Source organism: Flavobacterium aestuarii, from assembly GCF_040049115.1.
Taxonomy (GTDB): Bacteria; Bacteroidota; Bacteroidia; order Flavobacteriales; family Flavobacteriaceae; genus Flavobacterium; species Flavobacterium aestuarii.
Genome location: NZ_JBDLZZ010000013.1, coordinates 90,399 through 112,827, shown reverse-complemented (window position 1 = coordinate 112,827; position 22,429 = coordinate 90,399). Strand labels below are relative to the sequence as shown.

21 protein-coding genes are annotated in these 22,429 nt (G+C 36.2%); 11 read left to right on the top strand and 10 right to left on the bottom strand.

The annotated features are described in order from the left end of the window. Positions 1-91: 91 nt before the first annotated feature. The 11 genes from pckA (at position 92) to ABEG11_RS14010 (ending at position 12,081) form a co-directional block, all read left to right on the top strand. Positions 92-1,711, top strand: a complete 1,620-nt coding sequence (pckA, locus tag ABEG11_RS14060; protein ID WP_348824805.1) for a phosphoenolpyruvate carboxykinase (ATP) — start codon at positions 92-94, stop codon at positions 1,709-1,711. 419 nt (positions 1,712-2,130) lie between these two features. Beyond that, on the top strand, positions 2,131-2,988 hold the full coding sequence (hisG, locus tag ABEG11_RS14055; RefSeq protein WP_348824804.1) for an ATP phosphoribosyltransferase: 858 nt from the start codon (positions 2,131-2,133) through the stop codon (positions 2,986-2,988). Positions 2,989-3,069: 81 nt separating this feature from the next. Beyond that, positions 3,070-4,353 carry a histidinol dehydrogenase gene (hisD, locus tag ABEG11_RS14050; protein ID WP_348824803.1) on the top strand — a complete coding sequence of 428 codons (1,284 nt, stop codon included), beginning with the start codon at positions 3,070-3,072 and terminating at the stop codon, positions 4,351-4,353. Positions 4,354-4,442: 89 nt separating this feature from the next. Then, positions 4,443-5,486: a histidinol-phosphate transaminase gene (hisC, locus tag ABEG11_RS14045; RefSeq protein WP_348824802.1), complete on the top strand. Its 1,044-nt coding sequence runs from the start codon at positions 4,443-4,445 to the stop codon at positions 5,484-5,486. A gap of 164 nt (positions 5,487-5,650) precedes the next feature. Beyond that, complete coding sequence (hisB, locus tag ABEG11_RS14040; protein WP_348824801.1) at positions 5,651-6,787, top strand: bifunctional histidinol-phosphatase/imidazoleglycerol-phosphate dehydratase HisB; 1,137 nt, start codon at positions 5,651-5,653, stop codon at positions 6,785-6,787. Between the two features lie 66 nt (positions 6,788-6,853). Then, positions 6,854-7,441, top strand: a complete 588-nt coding sequence (gene hisH, locus ABEG11_RS14035) for an imidazole glycerol phosphate synthase subunit HisH (protein WP_348824800.1) — start codon at positions 6,854-6,856, stop codon at positions 7,439-7,441. Positions 7,442-7,524: 83 nt separating this feature from the next. Continuing rightward, positions 7,525-8,250 (top strand): 1-(5-phosphoribosyl)-5-[(5-phosphoribosylamino)methylideneamino]imidazole-4-carboxamide isomerase, encoded by a 726-nt coding sequence (gene hisA, locus ABEG11_RS14030; protein ID WP_348824799.1) that lies wholly within the window; start codon positions 7,525-7,527, stop codon positions 8,248-8,250. 150 nt (positions 8,251-8,400) lie between these two features. Then, positions 8,401-8,763 carry a four helix bundle protein gene (locus ABEG11_RS14025; RefSeq protein WP_348824798.1) on the top strand — a complete coding sequence of 121 codons (363 nt, stop codon included), beginning with the start codon at positions 8,401-8,403 and terminating at the stop codon, positions 8,761-8,763. A 56-nt stretch (positions 8,764-8,819) separates the two neighbouring features. Next, positions 8,820-9,575 (top strand): imidazole glycerol phosphate synthase subunit HisF, encoded by a 756-nt coding sequence (hisF, locus tag ABEG11_RS14020; RefSeq protein ID WP_348824797.1) that lies wholly within the window; start codon positions 8,820-8,822, stop codon positions 9,573-9,575. Positions 9,576-9,717: 142 nt separating this feature from the next. Continuing rightward, a complete protein-coding gene (gene hisIE, locus ABEG11_RS14015) occupies positions 9,718-10,314 on the top strand; it encodes a bifunctional phosphoribosyl-AMP cyclohydrolase/phosphoribosyl-ATP diphosphatase HisIE (RefSeq protein WP_348824796.1) in 597 nt (198 codons plus the stop codon). 114 nt (positions 10,315-10,428) lie between these two features. Further along, the gene (locus ABEG11_RS14010) at positions 10,429-12,081 is read left to right on the top strand and encodes a M1 family metallopeptidase (RefSeq protein WP_348824795.1); all 1,653 of its coding nucleotides are present in this window, start codon (positions 10,429-10,431) and stop codon (positions 12,079-12,081) included. A 78-nt stretch (positions 12,082-12,159) separates the two neighbouring features. Here the strand turns inward: ABEG11_RS14010 and ABEG11_RS14005 are convergent, their stop codons facing one another. From ABEG11_RS14005 to ABEG11_RS13960, 10 genes are read right to left on the bottom strand one after another with little or no spacing between them, the layout of a single operon-like run. Then, the gene (locus tag ABEG11_RS14005; RefSeq protein WP_348824794.1) at positions 12,160-13,032 is read right to left on the bottom strand and encodes a sugar phosphate isomerase/epimerase family protein; all 873 of its coding nucleotides are present in this window, start codon (positions 13,030-13,032) and stop codon (positions 12,160-12,162) included. Positions 13,033-13,055: 23 nt separating this feature from the next. Then, on the bottom strand, positions 13,056-13,952 hold the full coding sequence (locus tag ABEG11_RS14000; protein WP_348824793.1) for a hydroxypyruvate isomerase family protein: 897 nt from the start codon (positions 13,950-13,952) through the stop codon (positions 13,056-13,058). Between the two features lie 17 nt (positions 13,953-13,969). Further along, positions 13,970-15,199, bottom strand: a complete 1,230-nt coding sequence (locus ABEG11_RS13995; protein ID WP_348824792.1) for a nucleoside permease — start codon at positions 15,197-15,199, stop codon at positions 13,970-13,972. A 42-nt stretch (positions 15,200-15,241) separates the two neighbouring features. Further along, positions 15,242-15,952, bottom strand: a complete 711-nt coding sequence (locus ABEG11_RS13990; RefSeq protein ID WP_348824791.1) for a 3-keto-disaccharide hydrolase — start codon at positions 15,950-15,952, stop codon at positions 15,242-15,244. A 25-nt stretch (positions 15,953-15,977) separates the two neighbouring features. Then, positions 15,978-17,441, bottom strand: a complete 1,464-nt coding sequence (locus tag ABEG11_RS13985; protein ID WP_348824790.1) for a Gfo/Idh/MocA family protein — start codon at positions 17,439-17,441, stop codon at positions 15,978-15,980. A 17-nt stretch (positions 17,442-17,458) separates the two neighbouring features. After that, entirely contained in the window at positions 17,459-17,824 is a 366-nt protein-coding gene (locus ABEG11_RS13980) for a c-type cytochrome (RefSeq protein WP_348824789.1), read from the bottom strand. Between the two features lie 19 nt (positions 17,825-17,843). Beyond that, positions 17,844-18,896, bottom strand: coding sequence for a sugar phosphate isomerase/epimerase family protein (locus ABEG11_RS13975; protein ID WP_348824788.1), 1,053 nt, complete (start codon positions 18,894-18,896; stop codon positions 17,844-17,846). Between the two features lie 10 nt (positions 18,897-18,906). Further along, entirely contained in the window at positions 18,907-20,061 is a 1,155-nt protein-coding gene (locus tag ABEG11_RS13970) for a Gfo/Idh/MocA family protein (RefSeq protein ID WP_348824787.1), read from the bottom strand. A 20-nt stretch (positions 20,062-20,081) separates the two neighbouring features. Then, positions 20,082-21,875 (bottom strand): GMC oxidoreductase, encoded by a 1,794-nt coding sequence (locus ABEG11_RS13965; protein WP_348824786.1) that lies wholly within the window; start codon positions 21,873-21,875, stop codon positions 20,082-20,084. After that, the gene (locus ABEG11_RS13960; RefSeq protein WP_348824785.1) at positions 21,835-22,395 is read right to left on the bottom strand and encodes a gluconate 2-dehydrogenase subunit 3 family protein; all 561 of its coding nucleotides are present in this window, start codon (positions 22,393-22,395) and stop codon (positions 21,835-21,837) included. The genes ABEG11_RS13965 and ABEG11_RS13960 overlap by 41 nt, the downstream gene beginning before the upstream one ends. Between the last annotated feature and the right edge of the window lie 34 nt (positions 22,396-22,429).

Sequence of the window (22,429 nt, the reverse complement as noted above, 5' to 3'; positions counted from 1 at the left end):
TAAAACATGATAAAAATCAGTTTTTTTGGTCAGTTACTGAAGTACCTTTGAAGTATAAATAACACAAATATTATAATAAAATACATACATTATGAAAAACATTAAAATCATTCAGGAATTGCATAATTTGGGAATCACAGGGTACCATGAAGTTGTCTACAATCCCTCTTATGAAGAATTATTTAAAGCTGAAATCTCTAATAAAAGAAAAGGGTACGAAAAAGGTGCTTTGACAGATACAGGTGCTGTTGCTGTAAAAACAGGTGTTTTCACTGGACGTTCTCCTAAAGACAGATATATTGTTAAGGATTCAGTTTCCAAAGATACTATTTACTGGGACGATAAAGTAAATTTTCCTACAACTCAAGCGATTTACGATGATTTGAAAGGATTGGTTTTAAAACAGCTTTCTACATCTCCAAAATTATATGTAGTAGATGCGTTTTGTGGAACAAATGTTGATACTAGACTTAAAGTTCGTTTCGTGATGGAAGTTGCCTGGCAAGCTCACTTTGTTACCAATATGTTCATCAGACCTTCAAATTACGAGTTGGAAAACTTTGGACAGCCTGATTTCATTGTAATGAACGGTTCTAAAACAGTAAATCCAAACTGGAGAGAGCAAGGATTAAACTCTGAAAACTTTGTTGTATTCAATCTTACCGAAAAAATCCAGATTATTGGAGGAACATGGTATGGAGGTGAAATGAAAAAAGGTATGTTTGCTATGATGAACTACTATTTACCTCTAAAAGGAATGGCATCTATGCACTGTTCAGCTAACGTAGGTGAAAAAGGAGATGTTGCAGTATTCTTTGGTCTTTCAGGAACAGGAAAAACTACACTTTCTGCAGATCCAAAAAGATATTTAATTGGTGATGACGAACACGGATGGGATAACAATGGTGTATTTAACTATGAAGGAGGATGTTATGCTAAAGTAATTGACTTGTCAGAAGAAAATGAACCAGACATCTGGAGAGCTATCAAAAGAGATGCTTTATTAGAAAATGTTATCGTAGATGAGTATGGAGAAATTGATTATTATGATCATTCAATCACCGAAAACTCAAGAGTTTCATACCCAATTTATCATATAAACAAAATCGTATTGCCATCAAAAGCAGGTCATGCTAAAAAAATCATTTATCTATCAGCAGATGCATTTGGAGTATTGCCTCCAGTATCAATCTTAGATGATGATCAGGCACAATACCACTTTTTATGCGGGTATACATCTAAACTAGCAGGAACAGAAAGAGGAATTACTTCTCCAGAACCATCTTTCTCTCCAGCATTTGGTGAAGCTTTCTTAACATTACACCCAACAATGTATTCTAAAACATTAATTGGAAAAATGAAAGAACATGGTGCAAAAGCATATTTAGTTAATACAGGTTGGAATGGAACAGGGAAAAGAATTTCTCTTAAAAACACAAGAGCAATCATTGATGCAATTATCAACAGTGAGATCGATAGTGCAGAAACAGCCACTGTTCCTTTCTTAAACCTAACAATCCCAACAGCATTAACAAATGTAAGTGAAGGAATTTTAGACCCAAGAGACACATACAGAGATGTTGAAGAATGGGAAACTAAAGCAAAAGACTTATCTGCTCGCTACATCAAAAATTTTGAACAATATACTGATACTGAAGAAGGAAAACGCCTAGTCGCAGCCGGACCATCTTTAGAACCTGTATTAAGCTAGTCGCAGTTTAGTAATTATTTTAAAGTTGTTTAAAAAACACCTGTTTGGTACTGTACATAAGCATGCCAAATGGGTGTTTTAATTTTTACCGATTTGCGGTTGCTGATTATTTTCAAATTTTTAATTTAACAAATACTTATTCAAACGTTAAAATAAAAATTGGATTATTATTAATTTATACCCTATCTTTGCAAAAGAAACAAAGAGTTATCTAATTTTATAAAGTTATGTTATCAATTCAATTACATCATCATCATTTACATAATTGCTCTCAAGCGATGTGTTAATGATATGCGTGTAAATCACAATAATCTAAACCCGTTTGAGTACATCAAGCGGGTTTTTTATTACCCATTCTTTGTACTCAAGCATTATTCAAAACAACAACAGCAAACTAAAAACAAACAACAAACGAACAAATGAGTACACTTAAAATTGCAATTCAAAAATCGGGACGTTTAAACGAGGACAGCATACAAATTCTAAAAGACGCTGGAATTTCCATTGATAACGGAATAGATCAATTAAAAGCAGAAGCTTCTAATTTCCCACTGGAGGTTTTATATTTACGAAATTCTGACATCCCTCAATATCTTATTGATGGAGTGGTAGATATTGCTATTGTTGGAGATAATTTATTAGTAGAAAAAGGAAAAAAGATTGAAGTAATTCAAAAATTAGGTTTTTCAAAATGTAAAGTATCTGTAGCAGTACCAAAAGCTTTTGATTACAAATCTATTAAAGATTTAGACGGCTTGCGCATTGCAACCTCTTATCCTAATACTGTCCTTGATTATTTTAATTCAAAAGGAATAACTGTAGATATTCACCAAATCTCTGGTTCAGTAGAAATTGCACCAAATATAGGTTTAGCCGATGCTATTGTAGATATTGTATCCAGCGGAAGCACGTTATTCAAAAATAATTTAAAAGAAGTTGAGGTTATTTTCAAAAGCGAAGCAGTATTAGCGGTTTCTCCAAAAGTAAGTCCTGAATCCCAAAAAATAATTGATACTTTAAAATTCAGAATCGAATCAGTGTTAAGAGCACGAAAATCAAAATATATTTTGATGAACGTTCCAAACGATAAAATTGATGAAGTTGGAAAAATACTTCCAGTATTACGAAGTTTAACTGTTCTGCCTTTGGCGCAGGAAGGGTGGAGCAGTGTTCACTCTGTTATTGACAAAGACACTTTCTGGGAAGTAATCGATAAATTGAAGGATGCCGGAGCCGAAGGAATTTTAGTTTGTCCAATTGAGAAAATGGTACTTTAAGCTTCGCGCTTAGGCTTTCAGCCTCAAAACCTATTGTAAATTAGCTTATAGTGTACCGCTTAAAGCTTAAAGCATAAAAAAATGAATAAAATATACAGCCCAAAACCAGAAACCTGGTCATCAATTTTAGAAAGACCAACTAAAACTGTTGATGACATTGAAGCAACCGTAAAAGGAATTTTCAAAGAAGTACAGTCAAAAGGAGATTTTGCTGTTGCAAAATACACTTCCCTTTTTGATGGAGTTTCTGTCCCTGAACTGGAAGTTTCACAAACTGAAATAGCCACAGCAATTGCAACTATTTCCAAAGAATTAAAAGAAGCCATTCAGCTGGCAAAATCAAATATTGAAAAATTTCACGCTTCCCAAAAAACAAACCGCGTTGAAGTAGAAACCACCGAAGGTGTAAACTGCTGGCAAGAAAAAAGACCTATACAAAAAATCGGTTTATACATTCCAGGCGGAACAGCTCCTTTGTTTTCAACAGTGTTGATGCTGGCAGTTCCAGCAAATCTTGCCGGATGCAGCGAAATCGTACTATGTTCTCCTCCGGACAAAAATGGAAACATCAATCCTGCTATTTTATATGCTGCTTATTTATGCGGTGTGACCAAAATTCTGAAAGTAGGAGGGATTCAGGCTATTGCCGGAATGACTTTTGGAACTGATATTATCCCAAAAGTGTATAAAATATTTGGACCAGGTAACCAATTCGTAACTGTAGCCAAACAATTGGCAACTCAATTTGGTGTGGCAATCGATATGCCAGCTGGTCCATCCGAATTGCTGATTGTTGCGGACGATTCTGCCGTTCCTGCTTTTGTAGCTTCCGATTTACTTTCGCAAGCCGAACACGGAACCGACAGTCAGGTGATTCTAGTTTCGACTTCAAAAACATTAATTGATGAAGTAGAAAAAGAAGTACAGTCTCAAATGGATGTTTTACCTCGAAAAGCTATCGCAGAAAAAGCAATCGCCAATTCAAAATTGATTTTTGTCGAAAATGATGCTATCGCTTTAGATTTAATCAATGAATATGGCCCTGAACATTTTATCATCTGCACTAAAGACGAAGCTTTCTATGTAGATAATATCGCCAACGCTGGTTCCGTTTTCATCGGAAATTATACTCCGGAAAGTGCAGGCGATTATGCATCAGGAACGAATCATACGTTGCCAACAAATGGTTATGCCAAAAATTACAGCGGTGTAAATCTGGACAGTTTCACCAAATCAATGACTTTCCAAAAAATATCCGAAAAAGGAATCCAAAACATTGGAAAAGCAATTGAAATCATGGCAGAAGCAGAAGGATTGCAGGCTCATAAGAATGCTGTTACTTTAAGGCTAAAAGCAATAAGCTAAAAGCAATAAGCTAAAAGCAATAAGTTCAAAAAAAATACAAATAAAGCACTGGCTTAAAGCATAAAGCCTATTGCATAAAGCAAAAAAATATGACTTTCGATATAAACAACATAGTACGTGAAAACGTCAAGAAATTAAAGCCATATTCTTCGGCTCGTGATGAGTTTGAGGATTTCGACACAGCAGATATGATTTTTTTGGATGCCAATGAAAACCCATATCAAAACGGCGTAAACCGCTATCCAGACCCACAGCAAGGCAATGTAAAAGTGGTTTTGGGTAAAATGAAAAACATAAATCCAAAACAAATTCTGTTAGGAAACGGAAGTGATGAGGTTTTAGATTTATTGTTCAGAGCTTTCTGCGAGCCAAAAATTGACAATGTTATCTCATTACCGCCAACTTACGGAATGTACAGTGTTTTGGCTAATATCAATGCTGTTGAAAACAGGGAAGTATTACTTTCGAATGATTTTCAGCCACAAGTGGAGAAAATTTTAGAAGCAGTTGATACCAATACCAAAATCATCTTTTTGTGTTCACCAAATAACCCAACCGGGAATTCTTTTTCAGAAGAAAGTGTTCGAACATTGTTGGAAAAATTCAATGGTTTTGTCGTTATTGACGAGGCCTATATAGATTTTTCAGATAAAGAAGGCTGGTTGCAAAAATTAGATCAGTATCCAAATTTGATTATCACACAAACTTTATCTAAAGCCTATGGTTTGGCAGGAATCCGTTTGGGTGTTTGCTATGCTTCTACAGAAGTGATTTCGGTTTTAAACAAAATAAAACCTCCGTATAATGTAAACGAATTAACACAGCTTCGTGCTTTGGAACGTTTGAGTGATGAAGTGAAAATTGCAAACGAAATCACCTCAATTATAGCACAGAGAACCGAATTACTTTCAGTTTTAGATAAAGTGTCTTTCGTAGAAAAAATCTATCCGACTGAGGCTAATTTTATCCTAATAAAAGTGGACGACGCTAACAAACGTTACGATGAGTTAATTGCCAAAGGAATCGTTATCCGCAACAGAACAACGCAACCGCTTTGTGAAAACACATTACGTTTGACTATTGGAACAGAAGAAGAGAATAAGAAACTAATTGAAGCATTAAAATCGATTTAAAACACAAATTCCACGAATTAACACTAATTTTTGGAAGTCTAATACCGAACAAATATCAAAATAATTGCATAAACATAGAATTGAAATAAGACTCTAAACAATATAAATTTAAAGACTTGGAATTTGTGTAAATTCGTGAAATTCGTGTTTTAAAAAATAAACCCATGAAAAAAGTACTTTTTATAGATCGTGACGGAACGATTGTATTGGAACCGGCAGGATATCAGCTGGACAGTTTGGAAAAACTGGAATTTTACCCAAAAGCTTTTCAATATTTGGCAAAAATCGCCAAAGAAATGGATTACGAATTGGTAATGGTGACCAACCAAGACGGATTGGGAACTGACAGTTTTCCAGAAGATACTTTTTGGCCAACACAAAATTTCATTTTGAGAGCTTTTGAAAATGAAGGCGTTCTTTTTGATGATATTTTTATAGATCGTTCTTTCCCAGAAGACAATGCGCCAACACGCAAGCCTCGCACAGGAATGCTGACGAAATACATTGACAATCCAAATTATGATTTGGCCAACTCATTTGTCTTAGGTGACCGCATTACCGATGTGGAACTGGCAAAAAATCTAGGCGCAAAAGCGATTTTCTTAAAATCGGAAGATGATTTGGGATTGGCTGAAATCTCTAGTAAAAAAGAGGAATTAGACGAAGTAATCGCTTTGCAGTCTACCGATTGGAAAACTATTTACGAGTTTTTGAAATTGGAAGCCCGTTCGGCTACAATAAGCAGAAAAACACACGAAACGGATATTTACATCAATTTGAATTTGGACGGTACAGGACAAAGCAAAATTGATACTGGAATAGCCTTTTTTGATCACATGCTCGACCAAATTTCCCGCCACGGACAAATGGATTTGGAAATAAAAGTAAAAGGTGACTTAGAAGTTGATGAACACCACACGATTGAAGATACAGCGATTGCACTAGGAGAGGTTTTTGCGAAAGCATTAGGGAACAAATTAGGCATTGAGCGCTATGGTTTCTGTCTGCCAATGGACGACTGTTTATCACAAGTGGCAATTGATTTTGGTGGAAGAAACTGGCTGGTTTGGGAAACCGAATTCAAGCGTGAAATGGTAGGAAAAATGCCAACTGAAATGTTTTTTCACTTTTTTAAATCATTTTCAGATGGAGCCAAAGCCAACATTAACATCAAAGCGGAAGGCGACAATGAGCATCACAAAATTGAAGCTATCTTTAAAGCTTTTGCCAAAGCGATAAAAGTAGCCGTAAAACGTGATACCGAGAAAATGATTTTGCCTAGTACGAAAGGAATGCTTTAAAGTTGATAGTTGTTGGTTGATAGTTGTTAGCTATCAACCAATAACCGACAACCAACAACTAAATAAATGAAAATAGTAATCATAAATTACGGAGCAGGAAATATCCAAAGCATTATGTTTGCCATCGAAAGATTGGGATACAAAGCGGTTTTGAGCAATGATCCTGACGAAATAAAATCAGCTGACAAAGTGATTTTTCCTGGAGTGGGAGAGGCGAGTTATGCGATGAAAATGCTAAAACAAAGCGGTCTTGACACTTTGATTCCGACATTGAAACAACCTGTTTTGGGAATTTGTCTGGGAATGCAGTTGATGTGTAACAAATCAGAAGAAGGGAATACTGAAGGTTTGGGAATTTTTGATGTGGATGTAATCAAATTTTCTCCAAAAGTAAAAGTGCCTCAAATGGGCTGGAATACAATCTCCAACTTAAAATCGGATTTGTTTAAAGATGTGACTGAAAAGGAATATATGTATCTGGTTCATAGTTTTTACGCTCCAATCTGCAAAGAAACCATCGCAACCACCGATTATGAAGTTGAGTATTCTTCGGCTCTGGAAAACGATAATTTCTACGGAACGCAATTTCACCCCGAAAAAAGCGGTGATGTGGGAGAGAAAATTTTAGAAAATTTTCTTGAATTGAAAAATTGAATGATTAAATAATTTAAAGATTAAGTTCATTAATTACAAATCTTTAAATTATTCAATTTTTAAATCTTTAAAATTAAAAATAAATGAGAATAATACCCGCAATAGACATCATCGAAGAAAAATGTGTCCGCTTATCCAAAGGCGACTACAATACCAAAATCATATACAACGAAAATCCGCTTGAAGTGGCCAAATCATTCGAAGCGCACGGAATAGAGTATTTGCATTTGGTTGATTTGGATGGAGCAAAATCCAGCAAGATTGTCAATTATAAAATATTGGAACAAATCGCCACACAGACCAAATTAAAAATTGATTTTGGAGGTGGCCTAAAAGCCGATTCAGATTTGAAAATAGCTTTTGAAAGCGGTGCGAACCAAATCACAGGCGGAAGTATTGCTGTGAAAAATCGTACTATTTTCGAAAAATGGATTGCAGAATACGGTTCGGATAAAATCATCTTAGGAGCTGATGCTACTAATGAAAAAGTAGCCGTTTCAGGCTGGCTGGAAGATTCAAACGAAGATTTGGTTCCATTTATTCAAGACTATCAGAAAAAAGGAATTCAGTATGTGATTTGTACGGATATCGCCAAAGACGGAATGCTTGAAGGCCCAAGTTTTGATTTATATGCTAAAATTTTAGAGCAGGCAAAAGGACTGAAATTAATCGCATCGGGAGGGATTTCGACCTTTGATGAATTACCTAAGCTAGCCGAATTAGGTTGTGAAGGAACCATTATCGGGAAAGCGATTTACGAAGGAAGAATTTCGTTGAAACAATTGGAGAATTATATAATTCAAGGTTAGAAATAAGAAGTTAGAGATTAGAAGTGGAAAAAGGTTAAAAATGAGAAGTTAGAAGTTGTTGGAATAGAAAACTACTTCTGATTTATTTCTAATTTCGTATTTCTAACCTCATATTTCAAACTTCTAATCTCTAACCTCTAACTTCAAATTATGCAGGATTTAAAAACAAGAACTAAAAAATTCGCTATCGATTGTGGAAAGCTTTGCAGAAATTTTCCTCATTCACGAGAGTATAATGCCTATGTAAATCAATTGATAAGATGTTCAAGTTCAGTGGGGGCTAATTACAGAGCATCACAAAGAGGAAAATCAACAGCAGACTTCATCAACAAATTAAAAATAGTTGAAGAGGAAGCTGATGAAAGTCATTTTTTTATTGAACTTTTATTGGAATTATATGATTTAGAAGATCAAAACGTAAAAAATGAAATGATAAGATTATGCAAAGAAGCTAATGAATTGGTTGCAATAATAGTATCTTCAATTAATACGGCAAAAAGTAAATTGAAGTAATTTTTTTAAAGGTCATGAATTTCTAAATTCTAACCTCTAATCTCAAACTTTAAATAATGTTAACAAAAAGAATAATACCCTGCCTCGACATAAAAAACGGAAGAACCGTAAAAGGCGTTAATTTCGTAGATTTGCGTGATGCAGGAGATCCCGTAGAATTGGCTAAAATCTATTCGGATGAAGGGGCTGATGAATTGGTTTTTCTGGACATTTCGGCAACTGAGGAAAGAAGAAGAACATTAGTTGATTTGGTTCGAAAAGTAGCTGCAACTATCAATATTCCGTTTACTGTTGGGGGCGGAATTTCAGCAGTAAGTGACGTTGAAGTTTTGCTTCAAAATGGTGCTGACAAGGTTTCTATCAATTCATCGGCGGTGAAAAATCCGCAGCTGATTAATGATTTGGCACAAAAATTCGGAAGCCAGTGTGTGGTTGTTGCAATTGATGCAAAGCAGATTGATGGCGAATGGATTGTGCATTTGGTAGGAGGAAAAGTTCCGACAGAAATTAAACTATTTGATTGGGCAAAAGAAGTAGAACAAAGGGGGGCAGGAGAAATTCTTTTCACCTCAATGGATCACGACGGAACTAAAAATGGTTTTGCAAATGCAGCTTTGTCTAAACTTTCAGAATTAGTAAATATTCCGATTATCGCTTCTGGCGGGGCGGGAAACATACAGCATTTCACCGATACTTTTATTGATGGGAAATCAGATGCGGCATTAGCGGCAAGCGTATTTCATTTTAAGGAAATAGAAATCAAAGCATTAAAAAAAGAACTTAAAAACAACAATATAGAAGTTAGAATTTAAAAGTGAAAAAGGTTAGAAGTCAGAAGTTAGAAGTCAGAAGTTGTAAGAATCTATAATTTTTCTAATTTTTAATTTCCACTCTAATCTTAGTTTTAACCTTTTTCACTTCTAACCTCTAACCTCTAATTTCAAACTTTAAATAATGGATATAGATATCAAAAGTGCACACGGATTAATTCCAGCGATAATTCAGGATTCAGAAACAAAAAATGTTCTGATGCTGGGGTATATGAACGAAGAATCGCTTCAAAAAACAATCGAAACTCAAAAAGTAACTTTCTTCAGCCGTTCCAAACAAAGACTTTGGACAAAAGGAGAGGAGAGCGGTAACTTTTTGGAACTTGTAGATATTAAAAACGATTGTGACGGCGATACGCTTTTGATTCAGGCAAAACCAGTGGGGCCAACTTGCCACACGGGAGCTGACACCTGCTGGCAGGAACCTAACAAAGCTAATTATGGATTCATTTCGGCTTTGGAAAATACAATCAAAACCAGAAGAGAAAATGCCGATTCAGAGAAAAGTTATGTTGCTTCATTATTTGAAAAAGGCATCAACAAAATTGCGCAGAAAGTAGGGGAGGAAGCTGTTGAAGTAGTTATTGAAGCTAAAGATAATAACGACCATTTGTTCCTCGATGAAAGCGCCGATTTGCTTTTTCACTACCTGATTTTACTGCAGGCAAAAGGCTATCAATTGAATGATGTTGTAGATGTTTTGAAAAGGCGCCAGAAATAAATATTTTTCTGTTTGCATAGAACAGCCTAATAGTATTTAATTTTACTGTTAGGCTTCTTTTGTTTGCAAAAACTCAAAAAATGTATGTATTTTTGATACAAAACTATAAAATTCATGAAAAAACATCTGCACCTTTTAATATTGTCTTTGTTGATTTCTAATGCTATTCAGGCACAAGGACTTCTTAATAAGTCTGAAACTGTTTTTACACATCAGGATACTCTACGCGGAAGCATTACTAAAGAACGAGCTTGGTGGGATTTAAAGCATTATCATTTAGATATTAAAGTCAATCCATCCGAAAAAACCATTACAGGCTCTAATACAGTTCGCTACACTATTTTATCAGCCGATAATAAAATGCAGATTGACTTGCAGGAGCCTATGAAAATTTTCAAAGTAACTCAAGATGGCAAAGAACAGAAATTCATTAGAGAAGGAAATGCTTTCTTTATAGAGTTATCGGCTCCTCAAAAAGTGGGAGAAACCAAAGAGATAATAATTTCTTTTGGCGGAAAACCTAAAGAAGCTGTCAGGCCGCCTTGGGATGGAGGAATTACTTGGAAAAAAGATAAAAACGGAAAGGATTTTATAGCTTCATCCTGTCAGGGTCTGGGTGCCAGCGTATGGTGGCCAAACAAAGATCACATGTATGACGAAGTTGAAAACATGCTGATCAGTGTTAACGTTCCTGGCGATTTGACCGATGTCTCTAATGGAAGACTGCAAAGCGTTAAAAAAGAAAATGATGGCACACAGACATTTAATTGGTACGTTTCCAATCCAATCAATAATTATGGAGTAAATATTAATATTGGGGATTACGTTAATTTTTCAGAGAAATATAAAGGCGAAAAAGGCAGCTTAGACTGCAGTTATTATGTGTTAAGAGATAATTTGGCAGTAGCCAAAAATCATTTCAAAGATGCTCCAAAAATGCTGAAAGCACTAGAAAACTGGTTTGGTCCATATCCATTTTATGAAGACAGTTACAAATTAGTTGAAGCTCCATATTTAGGCATGGAACACCAAAGCAGCGTGACTTACGGAAATGGCTTTAAAAATGGTTATTTAGGTCGTGATTTAAGCGGTACTGGCTGGGGACTGAAATTCGATTTTATTATTATTCATGAATCAGGGCACGAATGGTTTGCCAATAATATTACCTATAAAGACATTGCTGACATGTGGATCCATGAGAGTTTTACCAATTATTCGGAATGTCTTTTTGTTGAGTATTATTATGGAAAAGAGGCTGGCGCAGAATATGTAATTGGATGTAGAAATAACATCCAGAACGATGCACCAATTATTGGAAAATATGATGTAAATAATGAAGGTTCAGGAGATATGTATCCAAAAGGAGCAAATATGCTGCATACAATTCGCCAGATATTGAATGATGATGCCAAATGGAAATCTATTCTAAGAGGCCTAAACAGCACTTTTTATCATCAAACGGTAACTACAAAACAAATCGAGGATTATTTGAGTACTCAAGCCGGGGTAGATTTAAGCAAAGTCTTTGATCAGTATTTAAGAGATATAAGAATACCTGTATTGGAATATTCTTTTAAAGGAAATACATTGAAATACCGCTGGAACAATACAGTTCCAGAATTTGATATGCCAGTTCAAGTGTTATTGAATGGTACTGAAGTAATCTTAAAGCCAAAAACCGATTGGACAGAACTGAACAGTCCTTCTAAAATTGAAAAATTAGAAGTAGATAAAGATTTTTATGTTTTTTCGAAGAATGTAAACTAAAATATTTTATACAAAAAAGACCAGCCGATGCTGGTCTTTTTTATTCAGATTTATTGTGCTTTTTCCAGATATCTAATATTACATCAGCTGTTTAGATACATATTCCCAACTGGCTTTAATTGAATCACTTGGATTTGGCGAATAATTAGTTTCTTGTTCTACAAAAAAGTGTTTCATTCCAGAGAGCTTAGCTTCATCAAAAATGGCTTTAAAATTAATGCTTCCTTCACCAATTTCAGTATTCCATTCTGCTTTGGATTTGTCCATATCTTTTACATGCCACATAGTGAAACGGCCAGGATGAGCCTTAAATAACTGCAAAGGATCATTTCCAGAACGAACAGCCCAATATAAATCCAGCTCGAAATCGACTAATTTTTTATCAGTTTCCTGTAACAAAACATCATAACCTGTTTGATTTCCAAATTTTTTAAATTCGAAATCATGATTGTGATATGCTAATTTCAAGCCAGCTCGTTTACAAAGATCTGCAGCTTCGTTCGCTTTTTGGGCAATTCGTTTGTAATCATCGATTTTGCTTCTTAAATCTTCCTCCAGCCACGGAATAACAACATATTCGCTTCCGAGCTGATTTGCACATTCGATGGAAGCCTTTAAAAAATCAGAACCTTCACCTTTTATAAATGTCTTAAAATCATAATGACCGCTGGATGCTTTAAGACCGTTATCATCGAGGATTTTTCTAAAATCTTTTGCAGATGTACCAAAAAAACCTTTATCGCTTGAATAACCATAAGTCTCTACTTCCTTATATCCAGATTTAGATACGTGTTCTAGAACTCCTTTGACATCTTTAGAAAAGGACTCCCGCAATGTATACAACTGAAGGCCTATATTTTTGGGTTTGGCCGAAAAGGCCAGGGAAGGAGCTATTGCTATCGCACCTAATGCCAAGCCGCTGTTTATTATAAAATCTCTTCTCTTTATCATTGTTTTGCTTTTTGGTTAAAAAATTAAATATCACAAATTTGAATTGCCTTTTTCAATGAGGCTATTTTATCTTTTTGACTAGGAATAAATTCTTGTCCAACAAATCCAGTAAAACCAGTATCTGTGATAGCTTTCATTATAGCACTATAGTTGAGTTCCTGAGTTTCATCAATTTCATTGCGTCCTGGAACTCCTCCTGTATGATAATGAGCAATGTATCTGCTGTTTTCCTTTATGGTACGAATCACATCACCTTCGTCTATCTGCATGTGGTAAATATCGTAAAGCAGCTTGAAATTTTCAGAATTAATCCTTTTTACCAGTTCGGCACCCCAATAAGTTCTGTCACATTGATAATCTTTATGGTTAATTTTACTGTTCAACAATTCCATTGCTAAAGTCACTTTGTACTTTTCTGCAATTGGAATCAGCTGTTTTAATCCCTGTACACAATTGTTCCAGCCTTCTTCATCTGTTTTTCCTCTGCGATTCCCGCTAAAGCAGATCAGGTTTTTATAACCAGCTTCTGCAACCAGCGGAATCATTTCGGCATAATTTTTTATTAGCTGTGCATGAAATTTTATATCATTAAAACCATCAACTAAATTCAATTCGGCACCATTACACATTGTAGAAACAAGATTGTGCTTTTTTAAAACGGGCCAATCTTTTGGCCCTACCAGATCAATTCCTGTAATGCCAATTTTTTTTGCCTCAATACAAAGTGTCTCAATATCAAAATCACTGAAACACCAGCGTGCCACCGAATGATTGATTTTTCCTTTCAACGTATTGGATATAAATTCTGGATTTTCTTCTGCAGAAGGCAAAACTGATGCAAAGCCAGATGAAACTCCTAAAGTTACAGTTCCAGCGAGAATTCCTTTTATTGCAGTTCTTCTATCAAAAGTGGTACTCATTTTTTCTGTATTAAATTTTAAATCTCGTTTTGGATTTTATTTTTATCCTGAAATAAAAGTGCAAAAATCAAGAAAACTGCAAAAGCTATTCCTGCAGGAATTATCCATACCATCTGCCAGTTTACTGCACCGTCCATAGTCTTGAAATTATCAGTAATCCAGCCTGCAACAGCAAAACCAATCAGCATTCCAATGCCATAAGTAGCCAGTGTTATAAGTCCCTGAGCAGCGCTTTTGTATTTTTCTCCAGCTTTCGAATTAGTGTAAATCTGTCCTGATACAAAGAAAAAGTCATAGCAGATTCCGTGTAAAGCAATTCCAAGGATAAGCATAAAACTTAAATCATTCCCATTGCCGTAAGCAAATAAGAGGTAACGGACTGCCCAGGCAAACATCCCTACTAAAATTGTTTTCTTGAATCCAAAACGTGTAAAAAATACTGGAATCAATAATAAAAATAATGCTTCGGATATTTGTCCAATAGCCATTTTTCCAGTTGGATTTTCAACACCTGAGGCAGTTAAAAATGGATGCGCATTTTGATAGTAAAAAGCTAATGGAATACATATTAATATTGAAGATATAAAAAATATGAAGAAATTTTTATCTTTCAAAAGCCTTAAAGCATAAAGACCAATGATGTCTCCAATTTTGATTTTCCCTTCACTAACTTTCGGTGGCGTTTTTGGCAATGCAAAACTTAATAAACCCAATGCCAGGGAAGCAATCCCCGCCAAAAGAAAAGTGTTTTTAAGCAATCCTTGGGAAATGGCTTCGGCCGAGTCCCAATGAAACAGGAAGCTAATAGATAAACCTGCTAAAATCCAGCCAATTGTACCCCAGACCCTGATATTTGCAAACTCTTTTTCCGGGTCATTCATCTGATTAAATGCTACCGAATTTACTAAGGCTAATGTTGGCATATACAAAATCATATAGCTTAAAACATAAGCATAAAAAAGCCCCACATTTTCAGACTGATACATCTGATACATTAAAAATGCACCCAAAAGATGCAATAAGCCCAAAATTTTCTCCGCATTAAAATATCGATCTGCAATTAAGCCAATAATGAAAGGTGCAATAATTGCGCCCCAGGATTGAGTTGAAAATATAGCTGCTGTTTCTGAGCCAGAAGCCTTTAAATTGTTTCCCAGAAAAGTTCCAAGAGTAACAAACCATGCCCCCCAAATGAAAAATTCCAGAAACATCATTACAGATAATTTAATGCGGATAGTTGTATTCATAAAATAAAAGGTTGTTTTTTGGTTAGATGAATAGAGAAGTTATTATTTACAGCCAGTTGTAGTTTCCATTGTATTCCATTCCTTAATCACAATGTTGCGGTACCAAACTTTATCACCATGATCTTGCAAAGCAATTTTTCCTTTCTTAAAAGTTCCAAAACCTGGCCATGCAGCAAATTTGCTTCCTGCAACCAATGCTTTAAAATTATCATCCCAAAGTACTGTTTCAACAATAATTACACCATTTAAAACATACGTCAGCTTACCATTTTTACAAACAACTTCAGCTGTATTCCATTCGCCAACAGGCTTAACCGGCTCGGATTTACTTTGTATCAAATCGTACAAATCACCTGCACGATGTTTTGTGATTTTTCCATCAGGATGTCCGTCATTATCCAAAACCTGCATTTCTAAACCTGTTTCGTATGTGTTTTTATATTTCTGCGGATTTTCATTAACATAAAAAATTATACCGCTATTGGCATTAGGAGCTACTTTCCAATCCAGCTTTAAATGAAAATTTTCATATTCAGCATCGGTTACCAAATCTCCTCCTTGTCCATTTTTCGCAGCTTCGGGATCAAAGCGCAAAACGCCATCTTCAACTTTCCAGCCAGGTCCTGCTGTAGTTTTTCCGTATGAATGCCAGCCTGTTGTAGTTTTTCCGTCAAAAATTGGTTTAAATCCTTTTTGTGCCTGCAGTGTTTGAAATAAACTGAATGCTAATACTGTTATAATAATCTTTTTCATGGTTTTACTATTTAATTTTAATATATTAAAAACTCAGGTTTTTCCAACCCTCTCTATAATTACGTTTTACAAACTGATTTACATCATCGACATTAGTCACTTTCTTGGCATCATTATCCCAAAGCAATTTTACCGAACGGCCTGGATATACATCTTCTCCCAAGTATTCTTTATGCAGATCATAACCTCTTACCGCAAGATTTGCCATTAATAAAGCTTCAGTTAATGGGCCAGCAATTTCAAAAGGAGAACTGAGCTCTTTCTTGCCATATCCAGCAATGCATCCTTCTATCCACTGTTTTTGATGCCCATTGGCTCCATCTTTTACTCGAGGATATTTTTCAGCTATCTTTAAATTTTCATTACGGCTCAAAGGCAATAACCTTGGATTTTCGCTATAAGTATCGCAAAGCATTTTTCCTTTAGTCCCAATGAATAAAGTACCATTTCCTCCATCGCCAAAGATTTCATTAGCACCTAATTCTTCAGGACGATCCGGCTGTATGCCGCCATCCATCCAATGCATTTTGATATCACCTTTAGTTTTGTCTGTTTTTGGAAATGTCAAGGTTACATGACTAGAAGGAGGACAGCTTTCTGGAAAATAGCCTCTTCTAAATTCATCAATATATACTGAACCTACACTGCACTGTACATCTTTGGCATATTTTAAATTTAATACAGAAAAAGGAGCCTCCATCAAGTGACAGCCCATATCTCCTAAGGCACCTGTGCCATAATCCCACCAGCCACGCCAGTTGAAAGGAACTAATTTATCTACATAATTTTTATATGGTGCAGTTCCAAGCCATAAATCCCAATCTAATTCTTTAGGAATTTCGGTTTTTGCAGTTGACCACGGAATGCCTTGTGGCCATACAGGCCTATCAGTCCAAGCATACACTGTATGGACATCTCCAATTAAATCTGCATCATACCATTCTTTCATAATTCGGGTACCATCATTAGACGAACCCTGATTTCCCATCTGCGTAACCACTTTATAACGAGATGCAGCCAGAGTCATCATGTGTGCTTCATAAATATCGTGTGCCATTGGTTTTTGTACATACACATGCTTGCCTAACTGCATAGCCGAAAAGGCCTGAATAGCATGATTATGATCTGGGGTTGATACTGAAACTGCATCAAAATTTTTATGCTCTTTGTCCAGCATTTCCCGCCAATCCTTATAAAACTTTGCTTTAGGCAAAGCTCTAACACTATCAGCGGCTCTTCTTGTATCCACATCACATAAGTAAGCTACATTTGCAAGTCCGCTTTTCTCAAAAGAACCAACATCAGATCTTCCTTTTCCGCCTACACCGATACTGGCAATCAGTAAGCGGTCACTAGGTGCAATGAAGCCTCTTCCCATGACATGCCTGGGAATAATCATTAAACCAGCTGTTGCCAGTACTCCTTTTTTAAGAAAATCTCTGCGAAGAGCAGATTCTGGCTCTTTTTTTTGATTAAAATCTTGATCCATAAATAGGTTTTACAATTTTATTTGTTCAATGACAGAATGTATTTGGCAATCTTTTTAGCATCATCTTTTTTTAATGCTGTATGTGGTGCCATCGGAATAGCTCCCCAGACTCCTGAACCTCCTTTAATAATTTTATCTGACAGGTAGCTGATATTTTTATCATTCGCAGGGTATTTTTTTGCTATATCTAAATAGGAGGGACCAATAACTTTTTTATCTATTTTGTGGCAAGTAGCACAATCTAGTTTTGCCATTATTTTTTCTCCTTCAGAAAGCTGGATTTCATTTTTACCACTGCTGTATCTGTTTGAAACTGTTTCAATACTCGAAAAAGAACTTAAACTTCCCAAAGCTATTATTCCTGCTATAATTTTAATTTTCATTATTTACTGTTTATGTTTTTTAAAGTCCTAAATTTTTTCTGTTAAGCTGTGTGTTCGTTTCTACCGCTGCAAAATCATCAAAAGCTTTATCTGTAACTTTAATGATGTGTTTTTTTATAAATTCGGCTCCTTCGCGGGCACCGTCTTCCTGGTTTTTTAAACAGCATTCCCATTCCATTACTGCCCAGCCTTTGTAATCATACTGCGCTAATTTGCTAAAAATAGTTTTAAAATCAATCTGGCCGTCTCCGGGCGAGCGATAACGTCCTGCGCGGTTTACCCAGCTTTGATAACCTCCAAAAGTTCCTTGTTTACCTGTTGGGTTAAATTCGGCATCTTTGACATGGAAAGCTTTGATCCTTTCATGATAAAAATCGATGTACTGAATATAATCTAACTGCTGCAGCACAAAATGCGAAGGATCATAAAGCAGGCAGGCACGCTGATGATTGTTTACCGCTTTGAGAAACATTTCGTAAGTTTCGCCATCAAATAAATCTTCTCCCGGATGAATTTCATAGCATACATCCACACCGTTTTGATCAAATTCATTCAGGATTGGCAACCAGCGGTTAGCCAGTTCCTTGAATCCTTCTTCAATTAAACCAGGCGGACGCTGTGGCCAGGGATGAAAATACTGCCACAATAACGAACCGCTAAAAGTAGCATGTGCATTAAGCCCTAAGTTTTGAGAAGCCTTCGCTGCATAATGTAATTGCTGTACTGCCCATTCTTGTCTTGCTTTTGAGTTTCCGCGCAAAGCCTGCGGTGCAAACCCATCAAAAAAATCATCATACGCAGGATGAACAGCAACCAGCTGACCTTGCAGATGAGTGGAGAGTTCAGATATTTTTAAGCCGTATGAACCAACAATTCCAGTTAGCTCATCAGCATAAGTCTTGCTTTCAGCAGCTTTTTGCAGATCAATAAATCGGGAATCCAGAGTTGGAATCTGTATGCCTTTGAATCCCAGATTAGCAGCCCATTGGCAAATTCCTTCCAGAGAATTAAAAGGAGCTTCATCAGATATAAATTGTGCCAAAAAAACGGCAGGTCCTTGCATTGTCGTCATTTGATTCTATTTAAATTTTAAATTCGGTCCATTTTTGAGAAGATTTTCCAGAAGCTATTACATTTTCTATAAATGCCATGCCGCGGACACCATCTTTTACTGTTGGAAAATCAAGCATTTCTGCTGCTGGTTCTTTACCTTCTAATTTAGATTGTAAAGTCAAAGCAAAGTTTTTGTATAAATTCCCAAAAGCTTCCAAATATCCTTCTGGGTGTCCGCTTGGGGTTCGGGTATTGAAAGCGGCAATTGGTGATAAATATCCGTTTCCGCTTCGGTACAATTGAGCAGGGGAGTCCAGCCATTTTACAATTAAAGTATTTGGTTCCATCTGATGCCATTCTAATCCTCCTTTTTCGCCATATACCTTAATTTTTAAGCTGTTTTCTTCACCGGCTGCAATTTGGCTGGCCACTAGAATACCATTGGCACCATTATCAAATTTAAGCAGTACATTTCCGTCGTCATCCAGTCTTCTATTAACTACTACAGTATTAATGTCAGCACAAATTTGTGTGATTTTCAATCCTGAAATGTATTCTGCCAAATGTGCTGCGTGAGTTCCAATATCCCCCATACAGCCGCTGATTCCGCTTTTGGAAGGATCTGTTCTCCATGCTGCCTGTTTATTGCCTCCGTTTTCAAAGTCAGTGCTTAGCCAGCCCTGCGGATATTCAACCATTATTTTCCGAATGTTTCCAAAATGATTTTCAGCAACCATATTCCTTGCCTGTTTTACCATCGGATAGCCGGCGTAAGTATGTGTAAGACACAGATAAAGTCCAGTTTCATTAACTTTTTGTTCCAATAATCTGGCTTCCTCCAAAGTCAAAGTCATCGGCTTGTCCAAAACAACATGAAAACCATTTTCTAATGCTAACATCGCAGGAGCAAAGTGGGCATGATTTGGAGTAACTATCGAAACAAAATCCATTCTCTCATTTTGAGGTAATTTTGCCTCTGTCTCAATCATTTGAATATAGGATTCATAACATTTCTCTCCTGCTAAGCCCAATTCTTTACCAGACTCAAGGGATACATCAGGATTAGAACTAAAAGCACCGCAATGCAGTTCGATTAATCCGTCCATATTTGCAGCAATGCGGTGAACTGCTCCGATAAAAGCATTTTTGCCACCGCCGATCATTCCCATTTTTAATTTTCTCATAATTAAATAGTCGTAAAACTCTATATGTTTTTTTTCTTTAATTCTTTTACAGCATAATCTACAGCTCTAGCAGTTAAGGCCATATAGGTCAATGAAGGATTCTGGCAGGCACTCGAAGGCATACAGGAACCATCAGTAACAAATACATTTTTCACTTCATGCATCTGGTTCCATTTGTTCAATACAGATTCTTTTGGATCGTTGCCCATACGCGCGGTACCCATTTCATGAATTGTCATCCCTGGATAACAGCCGTTGTCATACGCTTTTACATTCTTGACACCAGCCGCTTCAAGCATTTCCGCAGCATCATACATCATATCCTCACGCATTTTGGCCTCGTTATCCTTGTATTCACAGTCAATTGCAAGTACAGGCTGTCCCCATTTATCTTTTTTAGAATGATCGATGTACACTTTATTTTCATAATATGGAAGCATTTCTCCAAAACCACCTAATCCCATAGTCCACGATTCAGCTGGTCTGGATAAAATTTCTTTGAAATCGGCACCAAAATCCAATTCGGCAACTTCTTTATGCCAGTTTCCTCTGCTTGCTGCACCCTGATATCCAAATCCTCGTAAATAATCTCGTTTGTCGTCTTTAAAATTCTGATACCTTGGAATATAAATACCGTTGGCTCTTCGTCCATAAGTATATTTGTCCTCGAAACCTTCAACAGTTCCTTCGGCACCGCATCTAAAATGATGATCCATCAAATTGTGTCCAAGATGTCCGCTGTCGTTACCCAATCCATTCGGATGTGCTTCAGAAGTTGAATTCAATAAAACAAATGTGGAACCTAACGTTGATCCGTTTACAAAAACAATTTTGGCATAAAATTCCATGCTTTCATTTGTCTGAGCATCAATAACCATAACGCCTTTGGCTTTCTTGGTTTCTTTATCATAAATTATATGATTGACAATCGAGTAGGGACGCACGGTTAATTTTTTAGTAGCCATAGCAGCCGGCAGAGTTGAAGACTGCGTGCTGAAATAAGCGCCAAATGGACATCCTCTGCTGCATAAATTTCTATATTGACAACTGCCTCTTCCTAAGTGCGGAACAGTTAAATTTGCCGTACGCCCAATAGTCATTATTCTGGATTTGTTATAATGCTTTTCGATGCGTTCTTTCACTGATTTTTCAACACAGTTCATATCCATAGGAGGCAGAAACTGACCGTCAGGCAATAGAGGCCAATTTTCATTCTGACCGCTGATTCCTGCAAATTTCTCAACGTAATCATACCAGGGTGCAATATCTTTATAACGGATTGGCCAGTCATTTCCATGGCCATCTTTAAGATTATCTTCAAAATTGTGATCACTGAAACGATAACTCTGGCGTCCCCACATCAAGGATTTACCGCCTACATGAAAACCTCTGTACCAGTCAAAACGTTTATCTTCGGTATATGGACATTCTAAATCATTAACCCACCATTTTTCATTTGCCTGCTGGTATGGGTAATCTCTGGTTTGTACAGGATGTGTGCGTTTTTGTTCTTCGGTTAATTTGCCGCAATAAGCTATTTCCCAAGGAGCTTTCATAGCCGAATCATAATCTTTTATATGCTCAATGTTTTCTCCGCGTTCGAGCATTAGTACTTTTAACCCTTTTTCGGTTAATTCCTTGGCTGCCCAACCGCCGCTTATTCCAGATCCTATGACAATTGCGTCATAGGTGTTTTGCTTTTTAAAATCGGTATTGATATTCACTTGTCTCTTTTTATCAATTAATAAAATAATTTTTAAAATGGCCAGATCCTTATGTTGCCCAGGCTTTCTGTCCGGGAATGTAATCTGCATTTCCATCATATTTTCCAGGAATTGGCAAATATTCCCTAGCCATAGTACAGCCGATTTCTGAAGAAAAATAACCCAATATGGTTAAATCTCTAGCTATCAAAAAGAAAGAAGGTTCGTGATTATTATCAATTGACTGCTGTTTTAATTCATTCATGAGCTGTTTTTTTTCTTCGTCATTGAGACTTAAAAATTCTTTATTAAATTTAGTTTTAGACAGAACTAACATCTCATCAAAACCTTTTTTAAAAACAGCTTGAAGATTAGCTGGGTAACAATCTTTTATAATTAAAGCAATCAATGCTCCGACACCTGCCGCTTTAGCTCCTGGGGATTTTGCTGTTGCTGGCAAAATGATTTCGGAATATTCAGCCAAAATGTCTTCATCCGTGGCTGTATAAAAATAACTGCTTTTTTCGGGTTCCAATACAGTAAAACTTTCAAACAAAACTCCCATTGTAGTGGCAGAAATTGCTCCCCCCATCAAAAAGGCAATTTTTTTTAGTGCTTCTCGTCTTTCCATTTGCTAAATATTAAAAATATTAAGGTAATAACTG